The sequence below is a fragment of the Shewanella sp. A22 genome, assembly GCF_053850585.1.
Genome location: NZ_JBSQBN010000231.1, coordinates 1 through 1,832 on the forward strand (window position 1 = coordinate 1; position 1,832 = coordinate 1,832).

Sequence of the window (1,832 nt, forward strand, 5' to 3'; positions counted from 1 at the left end):
AAACCATGCAAGAAAGCCAAACTAGCTGTTTAAGTTCGGTAGAGTCTTCTCGGGCGATTTCTGAAAGCTTAGGTGCAGTCACGTCGTCAGTGACCAGCATTAATGATATGAGCACTCAAATTGCCACAGCGGCCACAGAACAAAGTTCGGTGACAGAAGAAATTAATCGTAATGTTAATTCAGTGCAAGAGATTGTTAATATGCTCTTAGCGGCCAGCCAAGATGCATCGAGTATGAGTAAAAATGTTGCCAATGAGGGACAAACCTTGGCGCAACTCGTTGGTCAGTTCAAAATATAACGATTGGGTGATATCCCATAAAAAAATGAACCCGAAGTGGTTCATTTTTTATATGATTCATGGACCTATCGAGAAAATTGCGTTGGGATCGAGATACACGTAACAATGATTATTATAACTTTGAGACTGCTAATTAATTGAATCTCATGTTCGTATGGATAGTTATTGGTTTAGTTGTTGTAAGACAGATTCGTTACTGATGTAAACAGATACGTACATAGTATATTTGGGCAATATTTTTCAGTGTATTGTGCTGTAAGGGTTTGTTCATTAATGTAAACATTGATAAAAATTAGTCTATGATTGTTAGACTAGTTCATAACTTTAGAAGGCCTGTTATTATGCTGAGATCTTCACTGCGCAATAAACTACTGGGGTTAGCATTGATCCCTATTTCATTAATCCTCACTGTGTTATTAAGCCTTTTTTATGTGAATGAAAGCGCATTGTTGACAAAAGACATTGAAAACTTTCGCAGTGAGTTAATTTCAGAGCGTCAAAACCAGCTTAAAGAGTCTATTCAAATTGCCCAGGGCGTCGTTGAGTATCAACTTGCTTTAGGTGACAAAGGAAATGTTAATGCAGCATTAAGGGATTTACGGTTTGGCAGCGCAGGGTATTTTTTTATCTATGATGATGCGGGAGTGAATATCTTTCATCCGACGATCCCAGCGCTTGAAGGCCAAAATAAAATTGATATGACCGACCCTAATGGCACTAAAATTATTGTTGGCTTATTAGATGCTGCAAAATCGGGTAAGGGGAGTTTTTCTTATTATTACCAAAAACCGGGTAGTAACCAGCTGATTGAAAAACTGGGTTTCGCTGTAATGATCCCTAATACTAACTGGATGTTAGGCTCTGGTGCTTATGTTGATGATATTGAAGAGTCTATTGCGGCATATGAAACCTATAAAATGGAAGAGATGCATCAAAAAGCATTCCTGTCTTTATTAATTGCATTAGGCCTTACCGGTGTAACGGCTTTTGTGGTGGTGGTGATAGCTCATAAAATGGTGGTGCCAATTCAAAATATGGCAACCTCACTCAATGATATTGCCAAAGGCGAAGGGGATTTAACCAAACGTTTAGAGGTTGCCAGTAGCGATGAAATTGGGCAATTAGGCAGTGCATTTAATCTGTTTGTCGATAAATTACAGCATATTATTGGCGATGTGGCAGGAGCCACCGATAAAGTGAAACAAGCTGCTCAAAGCATTAGCGGTCAAACATCGTCAATGACAGAGCAACTCTACAATCACAATAACGAGATAGATCAAATTGTCACCGCTATCACAGAGATGTCGGCAACGGCTAACGATGTCGCCCACAATACCAGTTTGGTGGCAGATGCAACCCATGCAGCTTCAGACAATGTGTCTAAAGCACAAGATTGCGTAGATACTTCGTTAACGGAAGTGTCTAATTTAATGTCTCAAATTGACAATGCTGCTGCAGACGTTAAATCATTGAGTGAGCAATCTCAAAAAATTAATACAGTACTAAGTGTGATTGGTGGTATTGCGGAGCAGA

At 39.3% G+C, this 1,832-nt stretch carries 1 protein-coding gene and 1 pseudogene; both read left to right on the top strand.

The annotated features are described in order from the left end of the window. Positions 1-299, top strand: a pseudogene (locus ACWXWT_RS20400) (methyl-accepting chemotaxis protein); the annotation flags it as partial. A 341-nt stretch (positions 300-640) separates the two neighbouring features. Next, positions 641-1,832 (top strand): methyl-accepting chemotaxis protein (locus ACWXWT_RS20405; RefSeq protein ID WP_456043394.1); only part of this gene is annotated, 1,192 nt, incomplete at its 3' end.